This is a genomic window from Lysinibacillus sp. Bpr_S20 (assembly GCF_023337835.1).
GTDB lineage: Bacteria > Bacillota > Bacilli > Bacillales_A > Planococcaceae > Lysinibacillus.
Genome location: NZ_JALNLQ010000007.1, coordinates 25,974 through 45,606, shown reverse-complemented (window position 1 = coordinate 45,606; position 19,633 = coordinate 25,974). Strand labels below are relative to the sequence as shown.

Annotated in this window: 23 protein-coding genes; 14 read left to right on the top strand and 9 right to left on the bottom strand. The window is 39.0% G+C overall.

Going from position 1 to position 19,633, the window contains the following annotated elements:
- Positions 1 to 139 precede the first annotated feature (139 nt).
- Positions 140 to 469: a YuiB family protein gene (locus MWJ95_RS16865; RefSeq protein ID WP_249075101.1), complete on the top strand. Its 330-nt coding sequence runs from the start codon at positions 140 to 142 to the stop codon at positions 467 to 469.
- A gap of 338 nt (positions 470 to 807) precedes the next feature.
- Here the strand turns inward: MWJ95_RS16865 and MWJ95_RS16860 are convergent, their stop codons facing one another.
- Complete coding sequence (locus tag MWJ95_RS16860) at positions 808 to 1,290, bottom strand: divergent PAP2 family protein (protein WP_249075102.1); 483 nt, start codon at positions 1,288 to 1,290, stop codon at positions 808 to 810.
- A 113-nt stretch (positions 1,291 to 1,403) separates the two neighbouring features.
- Between MWJ95_RS16860 and MWJ95_RS16855 the strand changes: the two genes are divergently transcribed.
- The 5 genes from MWJ95_RS16855 (at position 1,404) to MWJ95_RS16835 (ending at position 5,114) form a co-directional block, all read left to right on the top strand.
- Complete coding sequence (locus MWJ95_RS16855) at positions 1,404 to 2,912, top strand: leucyl aminopeptidase (RefSeq protein WP_249106780.1); 1,509 nt, start codon at positions 1,404 to 1,406, stop codon at positions 2,910 to 2,912.
- 68 nt (positions 2,913 to 2,980) lie between these two features.
- Positions 2,981 to 3,193 (top strand): hypothetical protein, encoded by a 213-nt coding sequence (locus MWJ95_RS16850; protein WP_249075104.1) that lies wholly within the window; start codon positions 2,981 to 2,983, stop codon positions 3,191 to 3,193.
- Between the two features lie 242 nt (positions 3,194 to 3,435).
- On the top strand, positions 3,436 to 4,212 hold the full coding sequence (gene cobA, locus MWJ95_RS16845; protein WP_249075105.1) for a uroporphyrinogen-III C-methyltransferase: 777 nt from the start codon (positions 3,436 to 3,438) through the stop codon (positions 4,210 to 4,212).
- A 12-nt stretch (positions 4,213 to 4,224) separates the two neighbouring features.
- The gene (locus MWJ95_RS16840) at positions 4,225 to 4,965 is read left to right on the top strand and encodes a sirohydrochlorin chelatase (protein ID WP_249075106.1); all 741 of its coding nucleotides are present in this window, start codon (positions 4,225 to 4,227) and stop codon (positions 4,963 to 4,965) included.
- Positions 4,965 to 5,114 carry a YezD family protein gene (locus tag MWJ95_RS16835; RefSeq protein ID WP_249075107.1) on the top strand — a complete coding sequence of 50 codons (150 nt, stop codon included), beginning with the start codon at positions 4,965 to 4,967 and terminating at the stop codon, positions 5,112 to 5,114. Before MWJ95_RS16840 ends, MWJ95_RS16835 begins: the two co-directional genes overlap by 1 nt.
- Before the next feature lie 2 nt (positions 5,115 to 5,116).
- Here the strand turns inward: MWJ95_RS16835 and MWJ95_RS24525 are convergent, their stop codons facing one another.
- Positions 5,117 to 5,248 carry a hypothetical protein gene (locus MWJ95_RS24525; RefSeq protein ID WP_283175770.1) on the bottom strand — a complete coding sequence of 44 codons (132 nt, stop codon included), beginning with the start codon at positions 5,246 to 5,248 and terminating at the stop codon, positions 5,117 to 5,119.
- A gap of 193 nt (positions 5,249 to 5,441) precedes the next feature.
- Between MWJ95_RS24525 and MWJ95_RS16830 the strand changes: the two genes are divergently transcribed.
- Entirely contained in the window at positions 5,442 to 7,229 is a 1,788-nt protein-coding gene (locus MWJ95_RS16830) for an assimilatory sulfite reductase (NADPH) flavoprotein subunit (RefSeq protein ID WP_249075109.1), read from the top strand.
- A 231-nt stretch (positions 7,230 to 7,460) separates the two neighbouring features.
- The gene (gene cysI / locus MWJ95_RS16825) at positions 7,461 to 9,182 is read left to right on the top strand and encodes an assimilatory sulfite reductase (NADPH) hemoprotein subunit (RefSeq protein ID WP_249106779.1); all 1,722 of its coding nucleotides are present in this window, start codon (positions 7,461 to 7,463) and stop codon (positions 9,180 to 9,182) included.
- Positions 9,183 to 9,223: 41 nt separating this feature from the next.
- On the opposite strand, the gene MWJ95_RS16820 is transcribed toward cysI, so the two are convergent.
- The 4 genes from MWJ95_RS16820 to MWJ95_RS16805 form a co-directional block, all read right to left on the bottom strand.
- On the bottom strand, positions 9,224 to 10,294 hold the full coding sequence (locus tag MWJ95_RS16820) for a sulfate/molybdate ABC transporter ATP-binding protein (protein ID WP_249106778.1): 1,071 nt from the start codon (positions 10,292 to 10,294) through the stop codon (positions 9,224 to 9,226).
- Between the two features lie 257 nt (positions 10,295 to 10,551).
- Positions 10,552 to 11,427: a sulfate ABC transporter permease subunit CysW gene (gene cysW, locus MWJ95_RS16815; RefSeq protein WP_249106777.1), complete on the bottom strand. Its 876-nt coding sequence runs from the start codon at positions 11,425 to 11,427 to the stop codon at positions 10,552 to 10,554.
- Positions 11,428 to 11,436: 9 nt separating this feature from the next.
- Complete coding sequence (cysT, locus tag MWJ95_RS16810; RefSeq protein ID WP_249106776.1) at positions 11,437 to 12,270, bottom strand: sulfate ABC transporter permease subunit CysT; 834 nt, start codon at positions 12,268 to 12,270, stop codon at positions 11,437 to 11,439.
- Positions 12,271 to 12,281: 11 nt separating this feature from the next.
- Positions 12,282 to 13,331 (bottom strand): sulfate ABC transporter substrate-binding protein, encoded by a 1,050-nt coding sequence (locus tag MWJ95_RS16805; RefSeq protein ID WP_249106775.1) that lies wholly within the window; start codon positions 13,329 to 13,331, stop codon positions 12,282 to 12,284.
- Between the two features lie 517 nt (positions 13,332 to 13,848).
- On the opposite strand from MWJ95_RS16805, the gene MWJ95_RS16800 reads away from it, so the two are divergent.
- From MWJ95_RS16800 to MWJ95_RS16775, 6 genes are all read left to right on the top strand, one after another.
- Entirely contained in the window at positions 13,849 to 14,550 is a 702-nt protein-coding gene (locus tag MWJ95_RS16800; RefSeq protein WP_249075115.1) for a phosphoadenylyl-sulfate reductase, read from the top strand.
- Between the two features lie 12 nt (positions 14,551 to 14,562).
- On the top strand, positions 14,563 to 15,627 hold the full coding sequence (locus MWJ95_RS16795; protein ID WP_249106774.1) for an inorganic phosphate transporter: 1,065 nt from the start codon (positions 14,563 to 14,565) through the stop codon (positions 15,625 to 15,627).
- A 49-nt stretch (positions 15,628 to 15,676) separates the two neighbouring features.
- Complete coding sequence (locus MWJ95_RS16790) at positions 15,677 to 15,880, top strand: hypothetical protein (protein ID WP_249106773.1); 204 nt, start codon at positions 15,677 to 15,679, stop codon at positions 15,878 to 15,880.
- Between the two features lie 250 nt (positions 15,881 to 16,130).
- Positions 16,131 to 17,270 (top strand): sulfate adenylyltransferase, encoded by a 1,140-nt coding sequence (gene sat, locus MWJ95_RS16785; protein WP_249106772.1) that lies wholly within the window; start codon positions 16,131 to 16,133, stop codon positions 17,268 to 17,270.
- Positions 17,267 to 17,860 (top strand): adenylyl-sulfate kinase, encoded by a 594-nt coding sequence (gene cysC, locus MWJ95_RS16780; protein WP_249075118.1) that lies wholly within the window; start codon positions 17,267 to 17,269, stop codon positions 17,858 to 17,860. The genes sat and cysC overlap by 4 nt, the downstream gene beginning before the upstream one ends.
- A gap of 146 nt (positions 17,861 to 18,006) precedes the next feature.
- On the top strand, positions 18,007 to 18,477 hold the full coding sequence (locus MWJ95_RS16775; RefSeq protein WP_249106771.1) for a GNAT family N-acetyltransferase: 471 nt from the start codon (positions 18,007 to 18,009) through the stop codon (positions 18,475 to 18,477).
- Positions 18,478 to 18,522: 45 nt separating this feature from the next.
- Here the strand turns inward: MWJ95_RS16775 and mnhG are convergent, their stop codons facing one another.
- The 3 genes from mnhG to MWJ95_RS16760 are packed head-to-tail and all read right to left on the bottom strand — an operon-like array spanning position 18,523 to position 19,632.
- Entirely contained in the window at positions 18,523 to 18,891 is a 369-nt protein-coding gene (gene mnhG, locus MWJ95_RS16770; RefSeq protein WP_132361712.1) for a monovalent cation/H(+) antiporter subunit G, read from the bottom strand.
- Positions 18,875 to 19,156 (bottom strand): Na(+)/H(+) antiporter subunit F1, encoded by a 282-nt coding sequence (locus MWJ95_RS16765; protein WP_249075120.1) that lies wholly within the window; start codon positions 19,154 to 19,156, stop codon positions 18,875 to 18,877. Before MWJ95_RS16765 ends, mnhG begins: the two co-directional genes overlap by 17 nt.
- Complete coding sequence (locus tag MWJ95_RS16760; protein ID WP_249075121.1) at positions 19,153 to 19,632, bottom strand: Na+/H+ antiporter subunit E; 480 nt, start codon at positions 19,630 to 19,632, stop codon at positions 19,153 to 19,155. Before MWJ95_RS16760 ends, MWJ95_RS16765 begins: the two co-directional genes overlap by 4 nt.
- Position 19,633 lies beyond the last annotated feature (1 nt).

Below are 19,633 nucleotides of genomic sequence, written 5' to 3'. Positions count from 1 at the left end.
ATGAAGGGCGTCTATCTATAATGGTATATACTTAATGATTGTCCTAATTATGACGAACAAGCGAAATCAAGGATATGTTCATTGAAAGCGTTGTAGTTATCATGTAAACTAATGAGAGGAAAACGGAGGTTATACATACATGGATGGTCCAGTTTCATTAGTACAGTTAATCATTTCAATTTTGTTATTTTTCGTCATGTTCTTTGGTATTGGATTTTTATTAAATATGCTTTTGCGAATGACATGGTTAATGGCGATAGTGTATCCAATTGTTGTTATCTTTATTGTCGATGATGTAAGCTTTTTAGATTATATTTTCAAGCCAGGTTCCGCATTTCCAGCACTTTTAGATAAATTGCAAGCACTGCAATTTGTAGATATTGCAATTTTATCTGGTGGCTTCGCCGGTTCAATTGTTGCGGGAATTGTCATGATTTATTTACGTAAAAGTGGATATCGAATGTTTTAACTTCTTTCAGCAAAACAGCTGAAAGAAGTTAAAGCCTCCGGCGGATGTCATGGAATCGGAAAGGAGTTCACATAGGATTAGCCTAAGATCATCGCATCCATGCGATAACGGCTAACTGACCTGCATCACGCAGGCCTAAGCACAAAGCCGATCCCAGACGCAATTATGCCGAGGCATAATTGATCTTATTTCAGCGGATGTCTAAACATCTGCTGATTTTTTGATTGTTTCCGATAAATCTAGAAAAGATTCCGACAAACCTTGAATTGTTTCCAATAAATAACAAAAACCTTCCGACAAATAAAAAACACAACCTCGGCATGAGGATGTGTCTATTCTCACAATATAAACTGGTATGTGATGATGGCGATGAAAATGCCCGTTAATGCTCCAAAAAATACCTCGCTCCGTTTATGACCTAGCAATGTTTTTAGTTCTTCCATTTTCTCTTGCCCATCCATTTGCGGCCATTTTTTCAAATCATGGAGTAACTTTTCAAAGTCTTTACGCAGTTGATTTAGTACAGCTGCATGTTGGCCAGCCTGAAAACGTACCCCACTCGCATCATACATGACGATAAATGAAAACATAGCGGCTACAGCAAAAATGGGGGAATCTAATCCTGTTTCATAGGCAATAGAGGTTGTTAGACCTGTTACGGAAGCGGAGTGTGAACTAGGCATTCCTCCGGTGGAAGTAAATAATCCCCAGTTAATCTTTCTAGTCATTAAAAAATGAATAGGGATTTTTACAAACTGTGCAAATAGAACAGCAAAAAGGGCAACGAGTAAAGGGGTATTTTGAAATAAACTCATAATCATCACAACCTTCACTAATAATTGCTTTAATTATAACATTCATTATTTTCTAAAAGCCAAATATTACGTGTTTTCTGAAACTTAGGTATAATAGAATAATGAATGGAGGAATTTACATGCATATTGTAAAAGAGGCAAAAACATTTGAAACGATTTCTACTGAGATGTTAGTGGTAGGAGTCCCTAAACATCGTGAGCAAATGCAAAATTGGGCGAGCTTTTCAGCATTTTACGGAGAATCTCTTGATGCGTGGATTAGTGCAGGAGATATATCGACTGAGCTTAAAAAAATGACGAAATTACCATTCTGGAAGGACCACGCAAATCTTAAACGTATTTTATTTATTGGTTTAGATGAGCGTAAAAACTTAACAGAAGGTGATATTCGTGCAGCATTTGGATTGCTCGGCAAAGAACTAAGAGCCTTAAAAATTAAAGAATATTCTATTTGGCTGGAGTCGTTCACGACAGAGTCGATTTCGGTAACAGATGTTGCATTTTTAGCTGGTGAAGGAACGGGTCTTGGTTATTATTCAATTCCCCATTACAAAACTACATCAAATGAAGTAGATAAACGTATTGACGCTGTTCATCTTGTGACTACTGCTGATGATTTAGATGAAGTGGTGGCAAGCTTTGAGGTTGGCGCTATTTATGCGGATGCAGTAAATGAGGCACGAAGCTTAATTAATTTACCACCAAACTTACTGACAGCGACAGACTTAGCCAATTACGCAGAGTCCCTTGCAGTCGAGTATGATTTTGAAGTGGAAATTTTAGATAGAGCACAATTAGAGGAGCTCGGTATGGGCGGTATTTTATGTGTCAATCAAGGCTCCCATGAAGAACCTCGTTTAATAACATTAAAATATAAAGCGTCTGAAGACTTTGACGATCCAATTGGCCTTGTCGGCAAAGGGGTTACGTATGATACAGGTGGCTATTCTTTAAAGCCAAAAGATTCGATGGTAGGCATGAAGGGCGATATGGGCGGTGCGGCAGCAGTACTAGGCGCCATGAGAATTATCGGTGAATTACGTCCTAACAAGAATGTTGTTGCAGTTATTGGCTCTACCGATAATATGGTATCTGGCACAGCATTTAAGCCAGATGATGTTATTACTACATATAGTGGTAAAACGGTAGAAGTTTTAAATACCGATGCGGAAGGACGTTTAGTATTAGCAGATGCTACTACATACGCTAAACAACAAGGAGTGACTTCCCTGATCGATGTTGCTACATTAACAGGTGGAGTGATTACAGCACTAGGTATGGATAAAACTGGTGCCCTTTCAAATGATGATGAATTCTTTGCTGCTTTCATGGAAGCAGCCCAAGAAACGGATGAGTTTGTGTGGCGCATGCCTTTAACAGAAAATGATAAAAAGCGAATTCGTAAATCAGACGTTGCTGATTTAAATAACTCGCCTGGTCGTGATGGACATATGATATTTGGAGGGGGCTTCGTTGGGGAGTTTGTTGGTGATACACCATGGATTCACTTAGATATTGCAGGAACATCAGATGCGATGGCTATACATGACTTAGGCCCAAAAGGTGGTACAGGTGTAATGGTACGTACACTAGCTAATTTTGTGCAACGTTTAGGAGAAGAAAAATAGAATAGGCAATAGACATGTGATAAATGCATCCTCCTACATAAGATAGAGTAAAAAAAGGGAGGAAGCTTATGACATTTTTCGGAGGTTTTCCAGGAGGCTTTGGGCCAGTGGGTGGCCCGTTTTTCAGACCACCATTTTTCGGCCCACCATTTTTCGGCCCACCGTTTTTCGGACCGCCGTTTTTCGGCCCACCATTTTTCGGTCCACCGTTTTTCAGACCACCATTTTTCAGACCGGGTTTTAGACCAGGTCCACCATTTAGGGGTCCTCGTAGATTTTAATTTAAACAACATAGATTTCAAAAAAACCAGATGTCAGCAAGTGACACCTGGTTTTTTCTCATTAAATAAAGTGTTGACAAAATATACCGAATTATTTATTATTCTTATTACATTACTAAGAATTAAATACGTAGCTGACTAGTAAACTAGAGGCTCTTATTATTCGCAGGCATTACTTCTGCCTATGGATAATTTGAGCCTTTTTTTTATCTTTAAAGAAAGACGAAAGGGAGTGAAATCAAATGGGGAAAGTTTTTATAGTGGGGGCTGGACCTGGCGATGTGGATCTTATCACAGTAAAAGGATTACGTTGTATCGAATGTGCTGATGTCATCCTGTATGACAGACTCATTAATAAGACGCTACTGTCCTACGCTAAACGAGAGGCTAAGCTCATTTTTTGCGGTAAGCTACCTCAGCAGCACGCCATGATTCAAGAGCAAATCAATCAATCACTTGTCAGTTATGCACAGCAAGGATTGATCGTGACGAGATTAAAGGGAGGTGATCCATTCGTTTTTGGAAGGGGAGCTGAAGAAGCAGAGGTGCTAGCACAGCATAATATTCCATTTGAAATAGTGCCTGGCATCACTTCAGGGATAGCAGCACCGGCATATGCGGGAATTCCTGTGACACATCGTGACCTAGGCTCAAGTTTTGCAATGGTCACGGGGCATATGAAAGAGGGCAAGGATGATGGAATCCAATGGGAAAGTCTTGCAAAAGGGGTTGACACGATTGCTATTTATATGGGGGTCGGTAATCTTACCTATATCCGTCAGCAGTTGCTCAAGTATGGGCGAGATAAGGAAACCCCAATAGCACTCATCCATTGGGGTACATTTTCTCAACAAAAAACTGTCACGGGAACTTTAGCTAATATTGAAGAACTAGTCCAGCGAGAAAATATTCAAAATCCAAGCATAATTGTAGTAGGAAAAGTTGTTACTTTGAGAGAAACAATTCAATGGTTTGAACAAAACATTCCGCAGCCACAGTTAGCAGAAGTTTCTGTGTAAGGATGTGGATTCATGCAAGCCATTTTATATATCGCTCATGGAAGTAGAGTAAAGGCGGGAGTGGAGCAAGCCGTTACTTTTCTAAAGAGCGTACAACAAGAGGTTGAAATACCGATTCAAGAAATTAGTTTTTTAGAACTCGCGACGCCGACAATTGCTGAAGGTATAGCGAGCTGTATTAACCAAGGGGCTACAGCTATAGCCATCGTGCCTATTTTATTGCTCTCCGCTCAGCATGCAAAGCACGATATTCCAAATGAGATTGATAAAGCAAAACAACAGTACCCACAAGTGCGATTTACATACGGTGAACCACTTGGCGTCCATGAACTATTAATTGATACATTACAGACTAGAATTTTAGAAGCAAGGAGCCCGACTAACGATGCAAGTGTTTTACTTATAGGTCGTGGCAGTAGTGATCCTGCAGTAAAAAGTGATTTGGCCAAAATTGCAACAAGATTACGTGATAAATACGCTTATGAAGCTGTAGACACATGCTTTTTATATGGCACGGGTCCTACGTTTGAAGATTGGTTACAACAAGAGAAGAATAGGGACAATCAAGTATTTATAGTGCCGTATTTGTTGTTTACTGGGATTTTGCGCCAAAGCATAACAAGGCGATTACAAGATTATGACAATAAGAATGTTATTTTATGTGAAAGTTTAGGCTATGACGACAATGTAAGAGAAGTTTTAGTAGAACGTATTTATCAATTGTTAAAATTTACTAAGAAAGGTGTTTTGTAATGGTAGATAAAAGGTCTGAAAATGTAAATCTAGCATTAGATAATGTCCGTCAAATTTTAAATACTGTGAACCATGGATCGATTACATTGATTGTGCAAAATTCCTATGTGGTCCAAATAGAAAAGAAGGAAAAAATACGACTACGATAATTTTAATCATCGGGTGTCCAAACATCTGTACCTGTCGCTGCGCTTTCGGTACAAAAAACATCTGTACCTGTCGCTGCGCTTTCGGTACAAAAAACATCTGTACCTGTCGCTACCGCTATCGGTACAAAAAACATCCGCTTTAATAGAGGAACTCAGTCTAAGAACGCCACGTTCTGTGGCATTACCGAAATGACTGATATCGTGTCGGCCTAAGCGCAAAGCCGATTCCAGACACAATTTTGTAGAGGCTTAATTGATCTTTTTTCAGCAATCATTTTGTCAGACAAATTAACAAGGAAAATGAAACGAATATGTGAGGTGGCAAGGTTGAAACTGCAAGTAGTAAATAGTCCATTTAATAAGGAGCAGGTAAAGCTGTTAAATGAGCTGCTCCCTAAACTAACAGGAGAACAGAGAATTTGGTTAAACGGCTTTTTAAGTGCATCACTAGTAACTAGTGATCCTGTCGTTGAAGAAGTAACGCCGATAGTAAAAACAATCACCACAACAGTAACGATTTTATATGGTTCACAAACGGGCAATAGCCAGGGGTTAGCTGAAAAATATGCCTCAGCCTTGAAAGATAATGATGTAGACGTAACAATTTCGTCGTTAGCAACATTTAAACCAAATAATTTAAAAAAGGTAACTAATCTTTTACTCATTGTTAGCACACATGGGGAAGGGGAACCACCTGATCAAGCGATACAGTTCTATGAATTTTTGCATAGCAAACGTGCTCCTAAGTTAGAGCAGCTTCATTATTCAGTGCTAGCCTTAGGTGATAGCTCCTATGAATTTTTCTGTAAAACAGGAAAGGATTTTGATGAACAGTTTGCAAAGTTAGGAGCAACTCGAATCGTACCTCGTACAGATTGTGATGTAGATTATGATGTCCAGGCAGCACATTGGTTCTCAGCTGTTCAGCAGGAGTTGCTCCAACAGACGGATGTAGCTGATTTATCGACTACACAACATAAAACAGCACAAGGAGACACTACATATTCTCGTAAAAATCCGTTTTATGCTGAAGTACTTGAAAACATTAATTTAAACGGCAGAGGATCCAATAAAGAAACACGTCATATTGAATTATCCATCGAAGGTGCAAGTTTCTATTTCGAACCAGGAGATAGTATCGGTATTCTACCGGAAAATGATGAAAAACTAGTCGATGCTTTAATCACAGCATTACAGTTTGAGCCACAAACTGAGGTAAATGTCTTTGAAGAAACACTGCCATTAAAGGAAGTTTTGCAAAAAAAATTAGAAATTACAGTGTTGTCTAAGCCTTTGTTACAAAAAATTGGTGCCTATACAGTCCATCAGGAATTTAACAAGCTACTTGCCGACTCGGAATCCTGGAAGGACTATGCAAAAGGAAGAGATTTACTTGACGTTGTGGAAGACTTCGCACCATTTACATGGAATGCACAGCAATTTGTAGATTTACTACGTAAAATTCCAGCACGTTTATATTCGATTGCTAGTAGTCAAAGGGCAAATAGTGAAGAAGTTCATTTAACAATTGGGAAAGTAAGCTATGAGACAAATGGAAGGCAACGTCTTGGCGTTTGCTCTGGTAGCGTAGCAGAGCGTATTCAAATTGGTGACACATTACCTGTCTATGTTCATAAAAATCCGAACTTTAGATTACCAGAGCATGAGGACACACCGATTATTATGATTGGTGCTGGTACAGGCGTAGCCCCGTATCGTGCATTTTTGGAGGAGCGTGAGGAATTAGGCGTCGGAGGGAAAGCTTGGCTAATCTTTGGTGATCAACACTTTGTCACAGATTTTCTTTATCAAACAGATTTACAGCGTTGGCTTGCTTCAGGCACACTAAGTCAAATGCATGTCGCTTTCTCACGTGATACAGATAGAAAAATATATGTTCAACATAAAATTGAAGAAAATGCTGCTGCTTTCTATGAATGGCTAGAGCAAGGAGCTGTCATTTACGTCTGTGGTGATAAAAAATCAATGGCAGCTGATGTTGATGCAACAATACATCGCGTTATTGAACAACAGGGACAAAAAACGCCAGAGGAAGCGAAAGCCTTTGTCAATGAGCTTAAACAGCAGAAACGCTATCAACGTGACGTTTATTAACTTCTTTTAGCAAGTGTTTTGGTAGCGAAAGCAAAGCGATGAATGCAGTTTTAAGTCACTTTTCAGTGGGTGTCCAAACATCGGCTGAAATAGTGGAACTCAGTCTAGGAATGTCGTCCTGTGGCATTACCGATATGATCGACGTTGTGTAGGCCTTCACGCAGGCATAAGCCTTAAGCCATTCAGGACGCAATTATGACGAGGCATATTTGATTAAAGGAGCGAAAACAAATGACAGGGAAAATTATTTTACCTCCGCAACCAGGGAAACCTAGTGATGTAGAGCGTATTAAAAACGAAAGTAATTATCTACGTGGAACATTAGAGGCTACGATGAATAACCCATTAACTTCAGGTATTCCAGAGGATGATAATCGTCTAATGAAATTCCATGGTAGTTACTTACAAGACGACCGTGATCTTCGTAATGAACGTCAGCGTCAAAAGCTTGAGCCTGCCTATCAATTTATGGTACGGGTACGTACACCGGGTGGGGCGGCTACACCAGCACAATGGCTAGTAATGGATGAAATGGCGAGAAAATATGGTAATGGCTCCTTAAAATTAACGACACGTCAGGCATTTCAAGTGCATGGCATTTTAAAATGGAATGTTAAAAAATATATGCAGGAAATTAATGAAGTGTTATTAGATTCTCTTGCAGCCTGTGGAGATGTCAATCGTAATGTGATGTGTAATGTGAATCCAAACCAATCCGCATTACATGAAGAAATCTATAATTGGTCTGCCAAATTAAGTGAGCATTTACTACCTAGAACACGAGCTTATCATGAACTATGGCTAGATGGTGAAAAGGTAGTTGATAGTCAGGATGAAGAAGTTGAACCTATATACGGTGCGCAATATTTACCGCGTAAATTTAAAATTGGTATTGCGGTTCCGCCTAGTAATGATGTGGACGTATTCTCACAAGATATAGGGTTTATAGCAATTGTTGAGGAAGGTAAGCTAGTAGGCTTTAACGTTGCTGTTGGTGGAGGAATGGGCATGACACATGGCGATCATGAAACATACCCACAGCTGGCTCGCATTATTGGTTTTATCACACCTGATAAACTACTGGAAACAGCGGAGAAAATTATTACGATTCAGCGCGATTATGGGAATCGTTCGGTTCGTAAAAATGCACGTTTTAAATATACAATTGATGCAAGAGGACTTGAATGGTTTAACGAAGAACTAATGCGCCGTCTAGGTTGGAGTATTCAAGAGGCTCGACCATATACTTTTGATCGCACGGGTGATGAGTTTGGTTGGATTAAAGGTGCAGAAGGTCAATGGCATTATACATTATTTATTCAAAATGGACGTATTAAGGACTTTGAAAATTATGAGCTTTTAACAGGATTACGTGAAATTGCGAAGGTGCATACAGGTGATTTCCGCTTAACGCCAAACCAAAATTTAATGATTAGTAATGTAACGCCGCAAAAGAAGAAAAAAATTGCTGCTATTATTGAGCAATATAACCTCACAGATGGAGCACACTATTCTGCATTGCGCCGAAATTCAATTGCTTGCGTATCATTACCAACATGCGGTTTAGCCATGGCAGAAGCCGAGCGTTACCTGCCTTCTCTTATTACAAAAATAGAAACAATTCTTGATGAAGCGGGCTTAAACGAAACAGAAATCGTTATCCGCATGTCAGGCTGTCCGAATGGTTGCTCACGCGCAGCAATGGCTGAGATTGGCTTTATCGGTAAAGGTCCCGGGAAATATAATATGTATTTAGGCGCAAGCTTTACCGGTGATCGTCTCAATAAAATATATCGTGAAAATATAGGCGAGGAGGAGATATTAGCAGAGCTTCGTCCAATCCTGCTCCACTATGCGAAGGAACGTCAAGAGGGAGAGCACTTCGGAGATTTTGTTATTCGTGCTAATTATGTAACAGCTGTGTACGACGGACGAGATTTTCATCATAAATAAAATAGTAGCCGTGTAGCAAAGAAATTTGCTACACGGCTTTTTTAAATGGAAAAATCTTCGGGGATAAAGACTTTTAATTGCTTTGGTTTGACAAATACATGGTCACCAATCTTAAGCTGAAGGTTAGTAAATTGTTCTTTAGTAAGTTCTGCCTCTAAAAATTCATCTATATCTTCACGACGTAATTCAATCTGCACGATAGGTCCGAGCAAGTGAATATGGCTTACTTTGACGGGGACGGTGCCGGATACATTCGTTTTCTCAATGTGAATATCATGGGGGCGTACATAGCCTACTGCATGGTCCTCTGTATGTGTTTGTACGTCAGGTACATCAATCGCAAATTCACCATGCATGAGCTTACCATTATGTAACCGTCCTTTAAAGAGATTCACATTACCTAAAAAATCATAAACAAAAGGGCTCTTTGGATTTGTGTATACGTCGTCTGGGCTACCGATTTGCTCTATCTTGCCGTTGTTCATCACGACAATTCGGTCTGCAACATCAAGTGCCTCTTCCTGATCGTGTGTGACAAAAATACTTGTAATATGAAAATCATTGTGAAGCTTTCGTAGCCAACGACGCAATTCCTTGCGCACTTTAGCATCCAGTGCCCCAAAAGGTTCATCTAATAAAAGTACCTTGGGCTCCACGGCGAGGGCTCTAGCAAGTGCAACTCGCTGACGTTGCCCACCTGATAGTTGTGTTGGGTAGCGATCAGAAAAATTTTCTAGTTTGACCAGTTTGAGAAGCTCCATCACTTTGTTCTTTATTTCTAATTTAGATGGTCTTGTTTTACGAGGGCGTACTTTAAGACCGTAAGCGACATTATCAAAAACTGTCATATGGCGAAAAAGTGCATAATGCTGGAACACAAAGCCTACATTTCGCTCCTTTGGATGGCGATCTATCATCGATTGACCGTCAAATAAAATCTCCCCAACATCTGATGTTTCAAGTTCAGCAATAACACGTAGTAACGAAGTTTTGCCAGAACCAGATGGGCCAAGAAGAGCAACTAGTTCCCCAGATTGAATATGAAGAGAAACATCTTCTAAAGCTTGAAAGGAACCGAACTTTTTAGATACATTTTTAATTTGAATGCTCATGCTGACAATACCTCCTATCAATTATGCCTCGGCATAATTGCGTCCGGAATCGGCTTTGTGCATGCACAAAGAACTCCTTTCCGATTTCCGTGACATCCGCCGGAGGCTTTAACTTATTTCAGCAGATGTTTATACACCCGCTGAAAAGTAATTTAAACCAGTAATTTAAACCTGCATTCATCTCACCACCTATAGAGGTGAGTGACATCTGTAACTGCCGTTGCACTTTCGTTACAGAAAATAATTGCTGAAAGAAGTTAAACTGATTTTGATTTCCAAGCAATAATATCTTTAACGATGAGTGTAATAATGGCGATTACGCTCATCAGTGAAGCAACGGCGAAGGCTGCTGCAAATTGGTACTCATTGTATAAAATTTCAATATGAAGGGGCATCGTATTTGTCATCCCTCTAATATGCCCTGATACAACAGAAACGGCACCAAATTCACCGATTGCCCGAGCATTACAAAGTATAAGGCCGTACAATAAGCCCCATTTGATATTTGGCAATGTCACATGCCAAAATGTTTTAAAACCATTGGCCCCAAGTGAAATGGACGCCTCCTCCTCAGAAGTGCCTTGTGTCTGCATAAGAGGAATAAGCTCTCGTGCAACAAAGGGCAACGTAACAAAGACAGTAGCAAGGACAATACCAGGTAGCGCAAAAACAATTTTAATGTCATGTTCAAATAGCCAATCTCCAAATAGTCCCTGTGAGCCAAATAACAAAATAAATACTAAACCTGCAATAACAGGAGATACTGCAAAAGGAAGATCGACGATTGTAAGTAATAGATTTTTCCCTTTAAAGTTGAACTTTGTTAAAGCCCAAGCAGCCATAACTCCGAAGATTGCGTTTAATGGTACTGCAACCGCGACAACAGTTAAAGTTAATTTAATAGCTGCCAATGCATCTGGATGTGTGATAGCTGCTACATAAACGTCTACTCCTTTTTGAAAGGCAGTGGTAAAAATTGATACTAGTGGAAGTACAATAAAAAATGCTAAAAATGCTAGCGCAATAAATATTAGCGTATATCGGACAAAGCGTGGCTCTTGTAAGGCAGCAGACTTTGTCACTGTATTATTTTTTTCAGGAGCAACTTGCTGAATAAATGTAGACTGTTCCATAAATACCTCCTAATGTACAAAGCAACGATTTGCCAACCATTGTATGAAATTAATGCTAAATAATAGAATGAAGGACGTGACAAGCATGACCGCTGCAATAGCAGTTGCACCCGCATAGTCATATTGCTCTAGCTTTGTCATAATAATTAATGGCGTAATTTCAGTCTTCATTGGCATATTACCAGCGATAAAAACAACAGAACCATACTCTCCTAATGCACGAGCAAATGCTAATGAAAAACCTGTTAAAATGGCAGGAGCAAGCTCTGGAAAAATAATTTTACGAAAGGTTTGTAAACGATTTGCTCCAAGGCTTGCAGAGGCTTCCTCAACCTCAGCACTAATATTTAGTAAAACAGGCTGCACAGTACGGACGACAAATGGTAGCCCGATAAATGTAAGGGCAATGATAATGCCAAGTGGCGTAAAGGCAATTTTAAAATTAAAAAATTGACCAATCCAACCATTTGGCGCATAGAGGGACGTTAAGGCAATTCCTGCTACAGCAGTTGGCAAAGCAAATGGTAAATCGACAAGTCCATCAATGATTCGTTTAAACGGAAAACGGTATCGTACAAGTACCCAAGCAATGATTGTGCCAAAAATAACATTTAGTAAACCAGCAGCGAGCGCAGTACTAAAACTTACCTTATATGAAGCAACAGCACGGGGAGCGGTTACAATATCAACAAACTCTGCCCAGCTTATGGACATTGTATGAATAATAATCATCGATAGTGGCAATAAGACTAACAAGCTAACATATAACATCGTAAAGCCCAGAGAAAGGTGGAAACCTGGAATAATGCGGCGTGTTTTTTTATTAACCGTTAAACTACTCATGACATACCTCCTTATTGAGGTACATAAATTTCATCAAATGTACCACCATCTTTAAAATGCTTCGCTTGAGCTTCTGTCCAACCACCGAAATCATCGATTGTAACGAGTTCAAGTTTTGGGAATTGCTCTTGATATTTTGCTAGAATTTTTTCATTTCGTGGTCGATAGTAATTTTTTGCAGCAATTTCTTGACCACGCTCACTATATAAATGTTTTAAATAAGCCTCTGCTACTTCGCGTGTACCTTTTTTATCTACGATTTTGTCGACAATTGCTACAGGCGGCTCAGCTAAAATACTTAAAGAAGGTGTAATGATATCAAATTCGTCACCCAATTCATGGAGCGATAAATAAGCTTCATTTTCCCATGCAATTAAGACGTCACCAATATTACGTTCAACAAAAGTTGTTGTAGCACCACGTGCGCCAGAATCCAGTACTTCTACATTGCTATATAGAGCTTTCATAAATTCTTTTATTTTTGCCTCATCATTTTTATATAATTTCTCTGCATAAGCCCAAGCAGCTAAATAATTCCAACGTGCACCACCAGACGTTTTAGGATTTGGTGTGATGACAGATACATCGTCCTTTGTTAAATCATCCCAGTTTTTAATACCCTTTGGATTGCCTTTGCGTACTAAAAAGACAATTGTCGATGTATAAGGTGTAGAGTTATTTTCAAATTCTGTTTGCCAATCTTTATTTAATAGGCCTCGAGCTTGTGCAATCTCATCAATATCGTAAGCTAGTGCTAGTGTAACAACGTCTGCTTCTAGACCATCAATTACAGCTCTACCTTGTTTACCAGAGCCCCCATGTGATTGTTTTATCGTTACATCTTGGCCGGTTTCATCCTTCCATTTTTTTATAAAATCTTTGTTGAATTCCTCGTAAAGCTCACGAGTTGGATCGTAGGATACATTTAATAGTTCCACAGATTTTTTTGTATCCTGAGCCCCTGTATTTGTTTCAGAAGAGCTGCTACTACAACCTGTTAATGCCAGTGCTAATGCAGATACAAGTACTAACGATTGGAAAAGATGTTTCCTTTTTTTCATAAAATAACACTCCTTTTTGATGATCTAGAGAATACAAAAGACCATCTACCAGAACGAATAGTAATCGTCTTAAGTAGATGGCCTTCAGATCCTCTGATCAGCATTTTATATTGGTTTGGTTCAAAGCTTAGTTATACATTAAACATATATTTCCTATTAGTCAACAAGGAATTAAAATATTGCTTTTGACCGGGATAAAAAATTTGGACTCATTGAAATGAATTTTTATAAAAACCTAGTTGACTACTAGGTGTACTTTAGTATATATTTGGTAATAAGAAAAAATGATTGTAGAACGAGGTAGCCAATACTAGTGAACAATCAAAACAATTATTTGGACACCTGCTGAAAAGTGACTTAAAACCGAATTCATCTCACCCCTATAGAGGTGGGTAACTTCTGTAGCTGAAAGAAGTTAAATAATGAGCTGGCTAGTTAAACTAGAGGCGTTTTAACAAAGACATATCTATATATGTCTGTCGTTAGAACGTCTCTTTTTCATTAAGAGGAGGATTATATGCTAACATATGCAACTTGGCATGAGCCAACATTGAATTTTCAAATAGACGAAACCTATAAGGCTGCACTGGAGGTTTTACAGTGGAGTTATGCTGAATATGGCGAGGATATCGTCTATGCTTGTAGCTTTGGCATTGAGGGGATTGTCTTAATTGACCTTATTTCAAAGGTGAAGCCCGATGCTACGATTGTCTTTTTAGATACAGATGTTCATTTTAAAGAAACATATGAAACGATTGATAAAGTAAAAGAAAAATATCCGAAGCTGAACATTAAGATGCAAAAACCAGCACTTACACTCGAACAACAAGCAGCTCAATATGGCGATAAATTATGGAATTCCAATCCAAATAAATGCTGTGAAATTCGCAAGATTGTGCCGTTGCATGAAGCGTTGGCGGGCGCCAAGGCTTGGATATCAGGTTTACGTCGTGAACAATCACCAACCCGGCAAAATACAAACTTTATCAATCGTGACGATAAATTTCAATCCATTAAAATTTGTCCACTCATTCATTGGACATGGAAGGATGTCTGGCGTTATGTTTCAAAGCATAGTTTACCGTACAATCCATTGCATGACAGAGGCTATCCAAGCGTCGGCTGCGAGCATTGTACAAAACCAGCATTTACAATGGATGATTTGCGTTCAGGCAGGTGGCAAGGATCTGGTAAAACTGAGTGCGGATTACATGAATAAAGGAGTTTTGCCATGCTTGAAAATATAGCAATAGCAATTAGTTTATTTTTTGCGCTGAATATTGGTGCTAGTGGAGCGGCAGCCTCAATGGGGGTTGCTTACGGAGCAGGTGCCATCAAAAAAGCTTGGCAAGCATTGCTCATTTGTTCAGTGGGTGTTTTTTCTGGGGCAATTCTTGGAGGTGGAGAGGTAGTAAAAACAATTAGCTCCGGCATAATGCCACAGGAGTACATTACAGTAAAGATTGTCATTTTTATTTTGATTTCTGCGACAAGTTCACTATTTCTCGCCAATCTTTTAGGCATTCCATTATCGACGAGTGAAGTGACAGTAGGAGCAGTTGTAGGTGTAGGAATTGCCTATAAAGTGCTTTATATTAAGTCATTACTTGTCATCATATCATTTTGGGTAATAGTGCCAATCATAGCGTTTATCATTGCATTTGTCTTTGGAAAGTGGCTGTATAAATTACAAGTCAAGGGTTTGTTAAAAGATCATTTACTATTAACGATTCTCCTTGTATTTGCTGGATTTTTCGAAGCGTTTTCAGCAGGGATGAATAACGTAGCAAATGCAGTTGGACCTCTTGTTGGTGCAGGGATGATGAGCGTAACAACAGGAATATTGCTTGGTGGTGCTTTTGTGGCGCTTGGCGCTATGCTCCTTGGCAAACGAGTGCTTGAAACAAACGGTAAAAAAATTATGCGCTTTGAGAAGGCGGAAGGGATACTAATTTCGAGTACAGGTGCACTACTAGTCGGTATAAGCTCTATCTTTGGACTTCCTGTGCCATTAACACAAGTAACATCCTCTTCGATTATTGGCATGGGAATGGCCAAAAACGGGAAACAAATTTTCCATAAGCACATTGTGAAAAAAATAATCCGTATTTGGATCGTTTCGCCAATCTTTTCTTTAGCCATTTCTTATTTTTTAGTACAGCTATTCTTAGAAAAAGATTTCTATACCATCGTATTAATTGGCAGTATTATTGTTGGAACGCTTGGTGTCATTAGCTTAATGCGAACAATGCGTGAAGAAGAGCGCTCCATATATGATGCGGGTGAAGGAATTTAAATACCCGAATTACTGTTGAATCAGTTGGAGCCTGATAATTTTTAAGGGGGTGCTGATCAAATCAGCAGGGAAGCCGATCACTTTTAAAGGGAAGCTGATCAAATCAGCAGGGAAGCCGATCACTTTTAAAGGGGAGCTGATCAAATTAAAGGGACACCTGATCACTTTTGGAGGAAAGCCGATCAATTGGGAAGTATCCCCGATTACCTCTGTAAGAAAGGGATTAATCGAAGAAGTTCCGATTTTAGCCTAAGATGAAAAACCAAGGTTTATCACCAAAAGATGTGGATGTCGTCTACTATGTAAATAAGTTGATTGGAGTGGAAGTTGGGCGACTCCTTGGGGATTAGCGATAGGGAAACGAAGGCTAAGGACATCACGTCCTGTTCAAAGCGCCCAGCTGGAACGGAAATCAACCACACGTTTTGGTGAGAATCCAAAATCAATGCAAATAAACTTAAATATAAAACTGAGTAATTCAATAAAACTAGGAGGAGATTGTAATGAGTTTACAACCACATGGTGGACTATTAGTGCAAGCTATTAATTCTGAGAAGGATGTAACGCATATAAATAAAGTTATTGAGCTTGATGCCATTGCACTTAGTGATTTAGAGTTAATTGCAATCGGCGGGTACAGTCCAATTGAAGGTTTTTTAACGCAGGAAGATTATGAATCAGTTGTCGAGCATACGCGTTTAGCGTCAGGTGTGGTTTGGAGTATTCCAATTACATTACCTGTAGCAAAGGATGTAGCTGCAACATTGCAGCCGGGTGATGAGGCAAAATTAGTATACGGTGATACGGTTTACGGCGTTATTGAAATTGCGGATATTTATGAGCCAAATAAACGGAAAGAGTCATTGTTAATATACGGCACGGAGGATTTACAGCATCCCGGTGTTAAAAAGTTGCATGAGCGTCCAAGTATTTATGTTGGTGGGAAAATTACATTAGTAAAACGTCTAGAGCAAAAGTTTCCTTCCTATTCATTTGATCCGCTTGAAACACGCCGTCTTTTTGCAGAAAAGGGGTGGCAAACAATTGTTGGCTTCCAAACACGGAATCCTGTGCACCGAGCACATGAATACATTCAAAAGGCAGCACTTGAAACAATTGATGGGTTATTTTTAAATCCACTAGTTGGTGAAACGAAATCAGACGATGTTTCCGCTGCAATTCGCATGGAAAGTTACGAAGTTTTACTAAACAATTATTATCCTGAAAATCGTGTGCAATTAGGTGTGTTTCCAGCTGCAATGCGTTATGCAGGACCAAAAGAAGCTATTTTCCATGCACTTGTACGAAAAAATTATGGATGTACACACTTTATCGTTGGGCGTGACCATGCAGGGGTTGGCGATTACTATGGTACATACGATGCACAAAAAATCTTTGAACAATTTACGGAAGATGAATTAGGAATTATTCCATTAAAATTTGAGCATAGCTTCTATTGCAACAAATGCGAGGGAATGGCAACGACGAAAACTTGTCCTCATGAAAGCTCAGCACATGTCATTTTATCGGGTACTAAGGTTCGTGAAATGTTGCGTAATGGCGAAGTGCCTCCAAGTACATTTAGTCGTAATGAAGTTGTGGATGTATTAATTAAAGGAATGCGTAAGGAGGTTATAAAGTGAGTTCAAACATCGTTTGGCATGAAGCGTCTATTACGAAAGAGGAGCGTCGTACACAAAATAAGCATCAAAGCTTTATTTTATGGTTCACCGGTTTATCAGCATCAGGGAAATCTTCTGTGGCGAATGCATTTGCACGCCGGCTCTTTGAACGTGGCAATCAAGTATTCGTCTTAGATGGAGATAATGTTCGCCATGGCTTAAATAAGGATTTAGGATTCGACGAAAAAAGCCGTAAGGAAAATATACGACGTATTGGTGAGGTATCTAAGCTTTTTGTAGAAAGTGGTCAAATTGTTTTGACTGCCTTTATTTCACCTTACCGAGAAGATCGTCAGGTTGTCCGTGAGCTTGTGGAAGCAGGAGAGTTTTTAGAGGTCTATGTGAAGTGTTCAGTTGAAACGTGTGAAAAACGTGATCCAAAAGGTCTTTATAAAAAAGCACGAACTGCAGAGATTCCTAACTTTACTGGTATTAGTGCGCCGTATGAGGAACCAGAACGTCCAGAAATCATTATTGATACAGAACTCCATTCTATCGAAGAATGCGTAGATCAGCTCACAGACATATTAACTTCAAAAGGATATATTTAGACTGATTAACTACGCATTTATATTCTTAAAGAATCTGCTTACTTTGAAGAGGCAGATTCTTTTTGTGGAAAAATTATCTATTTTATAGAACATCCCCAAATGTTGTGAGATGATTACATCATCAAACGTTATAGGGGATGAAAAAGATGAGCATACATATTCAACTATTAACCGAGGATGTTGTAAGCCAGAAATTATTAAATGAAATAGTAGAACTTTGGAATGAAAATGCCATAGAAACAGCAGATTGTGAACTAGGAGAGAGTGAAAGGAAGGGGATTAAAGAACAGCTAGAACAATATATTGAATCAAAATATGGGGCCATTTATATAGCGATGAATGGAAATAATGAAATGATTGGTTTTGGAATGGCTTCGATCAAAAAGGATTTTATTTATGATATGAACTATGGTCAAATAGACGAGGTTTATGTAGTACCAGTATATAGAAGACAGAAGGTTGCTAAACGTCTAGTAGATGATTTAGTGAATTGGTTTAATGATGAGCATAATACTTCAGTAGTAAATGTTTATGTAGATTTAGAAAATGACTTAGCACTAAACTTTTGGGAAGGCATTGGATTAGAAAAAGAGTTTTATATGCTATCAAACAATTAAAAAAGTGGCCATTGAAGTTTATTCAATGGCCACTTTTTTGAAAAGTTATTTAATGCCTTGTTCCTTTTTCATCCGGTCGATTTCCGGTCCAAGCTCGTCATGTATTGTGCCTTTCCACGGTTTTACGCCAGCGATGTATGAAGAGCGAGTCATAATATGCCCTCCAACAGGACCTGTGATAAACAGGAACAAAATACCGAGTAAAATACGGGGATTGAAGTGATCTTCAATCAGCCAAAAGTGAAAGAATACGCCGATGAGTACGCACATAACACCGAGCGTTGCACTTTTAGAAGCAGCGTGGGCACGTGTGTACAAATCAGGTAAACGGACAAGACCAATGGCTGTCACGACAATAAATAGTACCCCTACAGAAATGAAAAAGATAACTAAACTATTAGCGAGAATTGTCACGTTTAATGATATCTCCTTTCTCAATGAATTTAGAGAAAGCAACGGTGCCGATAAACGATAATATCGCTAACAATAATATAATCTCTAGGAAGAAGCTTGTTTCAACCAATACCGAAAACAGTCCAATTAATGAGATTACTGACACACCCAATGAATCCAATGCTACTACACGGTCAGATGCAGAGGGTCCTTTCACCATTCGATAAATAACGGCAATCAATGATAAGCAAATCACCACAATGGCAGTAATGATAAACGTTGTCATGATTTACTCACCTCCAAAATCGCTTTCTCAAATGAATCACGAATGGCTGTAATCGCTTCGTCGACATCACTAATATCAATTGCGTGTACATACAAAGTTTTTGCATCATCTGATACATGTACTACTACAGTACCAGGTGTTAACGTAATAAGACTTGATAATAGCGTAATTTCCCATTCTTGTGTTAAAACAGTCGGATAGGCAAAGAATGCAGGCTGCATATCCAACTTCGGTTTTAAGACGACCCGAAGAACTTGTACATTCGCTAACACTAACTCCTTTAAAAAGAGTAATGTCAATTTAATGATTGCCCATATGCGGTAGACGTAAAGTCGGGTAGAAAAAAATCTACGCATAATAACAAGCAATATAATACCGAGAATAAACCCAACGATAAAGCCTGTTGCTGTGTAATTAGAAGAAAGGAACATCCAAACGAAGGCAAGTACAAAATTTAAAATAATTTGAAATGCCATA

Bases quoted from the DNA above. Each gene is read 5' to 3' on its own strand.
- MWJ95_RS16805 (WP_249106775.1), bottom strand. From the start codon at position 13,331: ATGAAAAAAAGGAAACATCTTTTCCAATCGTTAGTACTTGTATCTGCA.
- MWJ95_RS16855 (WP_249106780.1), top strand. From the start codon at position 1,404: ATGCATATTGTAAAAGAGGCAAAAACATTTGAAACGATTTCTACTGAG.
- sat (WP_249106772.1), top strand. From the start codon at position 16,131: ATGAGTTTACAACCACATGGTGGACTATTAGTGCAAGCTATTAATTCT.
- MWJ95_RS16850 (WP_249075104.1), top strand. From the start codon at position 2,981: ATGACATTTTTCGGAGGTTTTCCAGGAGGCTTTGGGCCAGTGGGTGGC.
- MWJ95_RS16865 (WP_249075101.1), top strand. From the start codon at position 140: ATGGATGGTCCAGTTTCATTAGTACAGTTAATCATTTCAATTTTGTTA.
- MWJ95_RS16840 (WP_249075106.1), top strand. From the start codon at position 4,225: ATGCAAGCCATTTTATATATCGCTCATGGAAGTAGAGTAAAGGCGGGA.
- cysT (WP_249106776.1), bottom strand. From the start codon at position 12,270: ATGAGTAGTTTAACGGTTAATAAAAAAACACGCCGCATTATTCCAGGT.
- MWJ95_RS16795 (WP_249106774.1), top strand. From the start codon at position 14,563: ATGCTTGAAAATATAGCAATAGCAATTAGTTTATTTTTTGCGCTGAAT.
- MWJ95_RS16835 (WP_249075107.1), top strand. From the start codon at position 4,965: ATGGTAGATAAAAGGTCTGAAAATGTAAATCTAGCATTAGATAATGTC.
- cysI (WP_249106779.1), top strand. From the start codon at position 7,461: ATGACAGGGAAAATTATTTTACCTCCGCAACCAGGGAAACCTAGTGAT.
- MWJ95_RS16765 (WP_249075120.1), bottom strand. From the start codon at position 19,156: ATGACAACGTTTATCATTACTGCCATTGTGGTGATTTGCTTATCATTG.
- MWJ95_RS24525 (WP_283175770.1), bottom strand. From the start codon at position 5,248: ATGTTTTTTGTACCGATAGCGGTAGCGACAGGTACAGATGTTTTTTGT.
- cobA (WP_249075105.1), top strand. From the start codon at position 3,436: ATGGGGAAAGTTTTTATAGTGGGGGCTGGACCTGGCGATGTGGATCTT.
- cysW (WP_249106777.1), bottom strand. From the start codon at position 11,427: ATGGAACAGTCTACATTTATTCAGCAAGTTGCTCCTGAAAAAAATAAT.
- MWJ95_RS16760 (WP_249075121.1), bottom strand. From the start codon at position 19,632: ATGGCATTTCAAATTATTTTAAATTTTGTACTTGCCTTCGTTTGGATG.
- MWJ95_RS16800 (WP_249075115.1), top strand. From the start codon at position 13,849: ATGCTAACATATGCAACTTGGCATGAGCCAACATTGAATTTTCAAATA.
- MWJ95_RS16775 (WP_249106771.1), top strand. From the start codon at position 18,007: ATGAGCATACATATTCAACTATTAACCGAGGATGTTGTAAGCCAGAAA.
- MWJ95_RS16820 (WP_249106778.1), bottom strand. From the start codon at position 10,294: ATGAGCATTCAAATTAAAAATGTATCTAAAAAGTTCGGTTCCTTTCAA.
- MWJ95_RS16860 (WP_249075102.1), bottom strand. From the start codon at position 1,290: ATGATTATGAGTTTATTTCAAAATACCCCTTTACTCGTTGCCCTTTTT.